Source organism: Arenibaculum sp., assembly GCF_035998295.1.
Classification (GTDB): Bacteria; Pseudomonadota; Alphaproteobacteria; order Azospirillales; family Azospirillaceae; genus DASYHS01.
Genome location: NZ_DASYHS010000133.1, coordinates 1 through 6474 on the forward strand (window position 1 = coordinate 1; position 6474 = coordinate 6474).

The window sequence follows — 6474 nt, forward strand, 5'->3', positions numbered from 1 at the left end:
CCGGTCGACGAGCGCTGGTGCCTGGTCCACGCGACCCACATGGTGCCCGGCGAGACGGTGGCGCTCGCCCGCTCGGGCGCCGTCGCCGGGCTCTGCCCGATCACGGAGGCCGATCTCGGCGACGGCGTGTTCGACGCGCAGCGTTTCGTCGAGGCGGGGGGGCTCTACGGCATCGGCTCGGACTCGAACGTCCGCATCGCGCTCGCCGAGGAACTGCGCCTGCTGGAGTACGGCCAGCGCCTGACCCGGCGGCGGCGCAACCTGTTCGCCCGCGACGGCCGCTCGACCGGCCGCGCGCTGTACGAGGACGCGCTCGCCGGCGGTGCCCGCGCGCTCGGCCGCGGCTCGGGCTCGATCGCGCCGGGACGCTTGGCCGACCTGGTCGCAGTGGACCCGACGGGGCTGCTCGTCGCCGACCACGGGGGCGACCGGGTGCTCGACGGCTGGCTGTTCGCCGGGGACGACCACATCGTCCGCGACGTGTGGTCGGCCGGCCGGCACATCGTGACGCAGGGCCGCCACGTCCGCGGCGAGGCCGTCCGGCAGGCCTTCCGGCGCGCCCTCGACGAACTGCGCGAGGGACTGTGACGTCCTCGGTCCGGACGGAGGAGCAGCCGGTCTACCGGCGCGTCAAGGGGGCGATCCTGGACCGCATCCGGGCCGGCGAATGGCGGCCGGGCCAGCGCATCCCGTCGGAAGCCGAACTGGCCGAGGCGTTCGGCTGCGCGCGCATGACGGTGCACCGCTCCCTGCGCGAGCTCGCGAGCGAAGGGGTGGTGGAGCGCCGCCGGCGCGCGGGCACGCGCGTGGCGCTGCAGGAAGGGCGCAACGTCCTGTTCGACATCCCGCGCATCGACCTGCAGATCGCCCAGACGGGCGCCGCCTACCGCTACGAGGCGGTGCGGCGGGAGGTCGTCCGCCCGCCCCCGGCCGTGCGCGCGCAGCTCGGGCTGACGGCGCGGCGCGATGCGCTGCACGTCTTGTGCCTGCACCACGCCAACGGCGTGCCCTTCCAGCTCGAGGACCGCTGGATCAACCTCGACGCGGTGCCCGACGCGCGCGATGCCGACCTGACGGCGGAGCCGCCGGGCCGCTGGCTGCTCGCGAACGTCGCCTGGTCGGACGCCGAGCACGTCATGTCGGCCGCCAACGCCACCGAGGAGGAGGCGCGGCTGCTCGACCTGGCCGGACGCGACGCCCTCTACGTCGTGGAGCGGCGCACCTGGCGGGGCGAGCGGGTCGTGACCTACGCCCGCTTCGCCCATCCCGGCCGCTACTACCGCCTGCGCACCGCGATCACGCCGCCGGGCGGGCCGTAGCGGCGTCGTCCCGGCAAGGTTCTACGGCGCCAGCTCGAAGAACCCCTCGGCCTCCCATTGGCGGATGCGGCGGTGATCGGCCTCGACCACCCCGGGATCGGGATCGACGAGATAGATCAGGCCGGGGCTCGTGAACAGGTCCTCGGTCGGGCGGATCGCGTCGCCGGCCTTCGGGCAGTTGACCGCCTGGGAGAAGGAGGGCAGCTCGAACACGTCGTGCAGGCGCTTCAACCCGGCGATCGTTCCGGACTGGCGCGAGATCAGGCTGACGAAGCGCGCGTGCTCGCGCCGCAGGTAGGGAGCGGCGCTGCGCACGCGGAAGCGGTCCTCGTCGAACCATGCCTCGGCCAGCAGGCTCGCGTGGCTGCATCCCACCGCCCGGCCGGTGGTCCGGTGCGAGATGCTGCCGGCGAGCCGGGCCCCGATCTCGATCAGGACCGGCCCGCGGTCGGTCAGCATCAGCTCCGAATGGCTGGCGCCGTTGCGGATGCCGAGCGCGTCGAGCACCCGGCCGACATAGCCGGTCAGCGTGTCCTGCACCGGGCCGCGCGCGTCCAGCAGGATGCCGTGGTCGTAGACGAGATTGCCGCCGGGCATCAGCGTCTTGTTGATCTGCCAGATCTCGGAGAAATAGGGCCGGCCGTCCCGGCTCACCGCGTTCACGACGTATTCCTGGCCCTTGACGTAGGCCTGCGCCAGCACCTCGTCGTTGCGCGAGCCCAGCCGGTTGGTGACGCCGATCAGCGCCCCGAAGGCGCGCCGGACCTCCTGCTCGTCGTCGCAGAAGGTGACGCCGTCGGAGCCGGCGCTGTCGAGGGGCTTCAGGACCACCGGCCACCGGCCGGCGGCGCGCGCCCAGTCCAGGATCCGCTGGAGGTCGCCGGACCGGACCTGCGCGATCGCGTCGAGGCCGGCCCGTCGCAGCGTTTCCTGCATCTCGTACTTGTCGCGCCGGGCGCGGGACAGGGCCGGGTCGTTGCCGGGCAGGTCCAGCGCCGCGGCGAGCCGGTCGAACAGCAGCACTCCGCACTCCGCCCCGACCAGCAGGTCGGTGACGCCGAGCGCCCGGAGCGCGGCGGCGGTATCATCGACGCTGCCGGAGTGGACCACGTTGGCGCGGAAGTCGCCGGGGCGGAAGGATGGCGCGTAGACCGCCGGCATCGGCTGCGTGCTCTGGACGTGCACGCAGTCGACCCCGTACCCGGCCAGCATGCCCGGCAGCAGGCTGCCGGAGGAATAGGCGTCCACGATGGCGCACAGTCGTGTTTCGCCGGGCTGCCGCTCACCGGGCATGCAGGTGCCTCCGCATGTAGATGTTCGCGATCACGAAGAGGGTGACGAGACCGACGCCGGCGACGCGGGCGAGGTTGAAGGCGAGCCGGTCGTCGAAGTTCTGGAAGACCAGGATGAAGACCGGCGTCATCGCGATGATGACCGCCACCTCGACCGGGCTCGACAGCTTGATGCCGAACTGCAGGATGTAGATCGGCAGCGCGATCCCGGCGACGGCCATCACGACGATCACCGGCCAGTGACGCGCGAGCTGGGCGCCAGGATCGACCCCGCGCCAGACCATGTCGGCAAGCGCCAGCAGGATCAGCAGGTAGAAGCGGTGCGCCATCAGGCGCGCGGGTGTCCAGCCCGCGAGGTAGAGGCGCTTGGAATATACGGTCGTCGCCACGACCGCGGCACCGCTCACGAGGCAGGCCGCGAGCGAGGTCCAGACGGCGAAGGCGCCGGCCCCGGGCGCGATCGCCTCTCCGGTGCCGGTGGTCCAGATCAGCAGGAGCACCGCGGCCAGGATGCCGGCCCCGGTCCACACGTCGCTGGCCAGCACCCGGTCGCCCGACCGCACGATCGCGTAGGAGACGATGGTGAGCAGCGGGCCCACCGACGCAATGATCGCGCTGACGACCGCCGGCTCGATGTACCGGAGCGCATAGAACAGGATGCCCCAGGCCCCGGCGCTGGCCAGGTTGACGACCGCGAGGTCGCGCAATTCCCCCGGCCCTGCCCACGCCGCCCGCACCTTCCCGGCCGCGTTGAACAGGTGGAAGAAAGATGCCGTCACCATGAAGGCGACGAACACGACGAGCGACGGGTCCGCGGCCTGGACCAGATTCCCCGCCACGACCTCCTTGGCTGCCGTGAACAGCGCGAAGATGATGACCAGGGAGACTCCCTTGAAACGCAATGGCGCCTCACTTCCTCAACGTCAGAACATATCCCTTGTGAGTATGGACATATTCACGATAACCCTGGTGCGGCTGCTCTTCCCAGGTGATCTTCTTGATTTCATGTTCCCTGGACGGCACGGCCGCCGCAAGCTCCTCGACGTCCGCGCGTCCATAGGCACGATAGTAAAGACCTGTCTTCGACACCAGCTCGTTCGGACTCACCTCCGTCATGCTGTCGTCGCGGATGTTCTCGTCGTCGTCGGCGAAGAAGTTCATGACCAGCGTGCCGCCCGGGGCCAGCACGCGCAGCATCTCCCTCACCGCGTCGACCGGCGTCGTCAGGTGGCTGATCACGTCCCAGGTCAGCACGGCATTGAAGGCGCCGTCGGCGAAGCTGGTGCCGAACAGGTTCTCCACCGACGTCGCGATGCGCGGCGCGCCGATGCGGACCAGCCGGCGCTCGAGGATCCGCAGGGCGTTGGCGGAAGCGTCGGCGGCGACGATCCCCGGGAACTCCGCCGCGAGCGGCAGGATGTTGCGGCCGTCGCCGCAGGGTAGCGCCAGGATGCGCTTCGCGCCGTCGCGCCGCCACAGTGCCGCCACGTCCTCGACGACGTAGGCGGCCGGGTCCTCGCCCCAGATGGCCGCATCCGCCTCGGCATCGTACATGCCGTCCCATTGCCGGCGGGTGTCGGCGTATTTCGCACGGATATCGGTGTCGGTCATGCGTGCTGGTCCCGTTTGCGTATGGCGAGCAGGGTTATGAACTCGAAGACGAGGTTGGCCGCCAGGATGGACGTCATGTTGGCGGCGTCGAACAGGGGATTGACCTCGACGAGGTCGATGCCGGCGAAGTCCAGCCCCGCGAGGCGGCGGACGATGCCAAGCGCTTCGCGGGGGAACAGGCCTCCGACCTCCGGCGCGCCGGTGCCGGGCGCGACCGAGACGTCCATGACGTCGATGTCGAAGGAAAGATAGACCTTGGCACCGCCCACCCGCTCGTGCACGGCCGCGGCCGTGCGCTCGGGGCCGAGCTCGGCCACCCGCTCGACCGGCAGCACCTGGAAGCCCAGCGCCTCGGACTCCTGCGGGAACATCCCCGGGAAGACGGTCCCGTTCATGCCGAGCTGGATCGAGCGGGACGGATCGATCAGCCCTTCCTCGACGGCCCGGCGGAACACCGTCCCGTTGTTGTAGCGCACGCGGCCGCCGTAGTAGCTGTCGACGATGTCCTGATGGCTGTCGAAATGGACCAGCGAGAGCGGGCCGTGCCGGCGCGCCACCGCGCGCAGCAGGGGCAGGGACACCGCGTGGTCGCCGCCGAGCGAGAGCGGCACCGCGCCTGCCTCGACGATCGGGGCCACGTCCCCCGTGATGAGATCGAAGCTGGTCTCGATCAGCTCGGGGATCACCGGCGTGTCGCCGTAGTCGACGACCTTCAGGACGTCGAACGGCGTGAAGCCGAAGGTGCGGTGGAACCGGCGCAGGTAGAGCTTGGACTGCTCCCGGATGGCGCCGGGCCCGAACCGCGCCCCGACCCGAATGGCGCCTCCGGAATCGAAGGGCACGCCGACCACCGCGACGTCCACCCCGGCGAGGTCGCGGGTGTGCGGCAGCTTCATGAAGGTGGTGATGCCGGCCGCCCTCGACTGCAGCTCGCTTGCCGCCTGGATCTGGCTCTTCTCCATCTGGGCCCTTGGATGGTTGCGCGAAGGAAGGCCCCCTCTCCCGTCGCGAGGGAGAGGGGGTCGCTACGGCACGTCACTGCACGTTGATGACCGTCTCGTATCCGCGCCTCTTGAGGTCCAGGATCAGCAGGTCGAGGGACATGTTCTCGTCGTTGGTCGAGAATATCTTGTTCTTGCTCAGATACTCCGACATCTCGTTGATGAACCCCTCGATGTACTCGGTCTTCTTGGGGTAGTCGTCCTCGTCCGCGTAGCCGAGCAGGCTGTCGAAGGAACTCGACCGTTCGTAGCGCTTGCGGAAGGGCGACTTGGAATGGTCGCGCGAGTCCATCTCCAGCGGCGTGAACAGGCGCAGCTCCAGCTTGCCGCGGACCGTGAAGAACGGACGCACCTTCTTGGCCAGCACGTTGGTGCGCAGGAAATCGACCGTCATCTTCAAGTCGTCGACCGTCTCGCCGGGGTAGTTGTGGAAGAGCATCAGCTTGTTCACGATGCCCTTCTCGGTGCTGATGTTCAAGATCTCCTGGACCTGCCGGATCGACACGCCCTTGATCATCTTCTTCAGCACCTTCTGGGAAGCCGACTCCAGCCCCCACTCGACGACCCGGATGCCGGCCTTGTGCCATAGCTCGAGGATTCCGGGCTCGAGGAACTGCGGCTCGAAGCGGGCATAGGTGAGGATGTTGACGTCGAGGTCGCGCTTGATCAGCTCTTCCGCGATCGCCTTCCCTTCGTGCACCTCCAGCATGTCGTCAACGAAGTGGAAGAAGCGCGTGTTGTAACGCTTCACCAGGTACTCGATGTTGTCGACCGTGGTCTTGGCATCGTTGCTGTAGTACCCGGAATAGGTTTTGTAGTGATTGCAGAAGGTGCATTTCGCGAAGGCGCAACCCCGCGACGTCGACAGCGGCAAGGTCGGCAACAGGAACTTGTCGAGGTCGTAGTCGTCGAAATCGGGGCGGAACACCGAGAGGCTGATGTCGTAGCGGGCCTCATTGACCTTGATGTTGCCCTCCTCGTCCCGATAGACGACACCGTCGATCTCCTCGACCTTTTTCTGGCCACGCAGGAAGTCCAGCATCGTCGTTTCGGCTTCCTTCAGGAAACCGTAGTCAATGTAGTCGTTGTTCTTGAGGTATTCTTCTTTGAAGGTCGAGACGTCGGGGCCGCCGACGACGATCTTGCCATCGATCAGCGGCCTCAGATGGCGGGCGAACCACAGCGTCGCCTTGCGCTGGATCTGGATCACCGAGAAGCCGACGATGCGCGGGTTGAGGGCCGCCACCTCGA

The 6474-nt window shown here is 68.6% G+C and carries 7 protein-coding genes; 2 read left to right on the forward strand and 5 right to left on the reverse strand.

The window, feature by feature from the left end:
• The coding region (locus tag VGO20_RS13115) for an amidohydrolase family protein (RefSeq protein ID WP_327502803.1) at nt 1-588 on the forward strand (588 nt) is incomplete at its 5' end.
• Nucleotides 585-1319, forward strand: coding sequence for a UTRA domain-containing protein (locus VGO20_RS13120; RefSeq protein ID WP_327502804.1), 735 nt, complete (start codon nt 585-587; stop codon nt 1317-1319). The genes VGO20_RS13115 and VGO20_RS13120, both read left to right, overlap by 4 nt.
• Before the next feature lie 21 nt (nt 1320-1340).
• On the opposite strand, the gene VGO20_RS13125 is transcribed toward VGO20_RS13120, so the two are convergent.
• The 5 genes from VGO20_RS13125 to VGO20_RS13145 form a co-directional block, all read right to left on the reverse strand.
• Entirely contained in the window at nt 1341-2612 is a 1272-nt protein-coding gene (locus VGO20_RS13125; protein ID WP_327502805.1) for an ATP-grasp domain-containing protein, read from the reverse strand.
• Nucleotides 2602-3513: a DMT family transporter gene (locus tag VGO20_RS13130; protein WP_327502806.1), complete on the reverse strand. Its 912-nt coding sequence runs from the start codon at nt 3511-3513 to the stop codon at nt 2602-2604. Before VGO20_RS13130 ends, VGO20_RS13125 begins: the two co-directional genes overlap by 11 nt.
• 7 nt (nt 3514-3520) lie before the next feature.
• Entirely contained in the window at nt 3521-4222 is a 702-nt protein-coding gene (locus VGO20_RS13135) for a class I SAM-dependent methyltransferase (protein ID WP_327502807.1), read from the reverse strand.
• On the reverse strand, nt 4219-5184 hold the full coding sequence (locus VGO20_RS13140; protein ID WP_327502808.1) for an agmatinase: 966 nt from the start codon (nt 5182-5184) through the stop codon (nt 4219-4221). The genes VGO20_RS13135 and VGO20_RS13140 overlap by 4 nt, the downstream gene beginning before the upstream one ends.
• Before the next feature lie 73 nt (nt 5185-5257).
• Nucleotides 5258-6474: B12-binding domain-containing radical SAM protein (locus VGO20_RS13145; protein ID WP_327502809.1), on the reverse strand; the 1217-nt coding region annotated here is incomplete at its 5' end.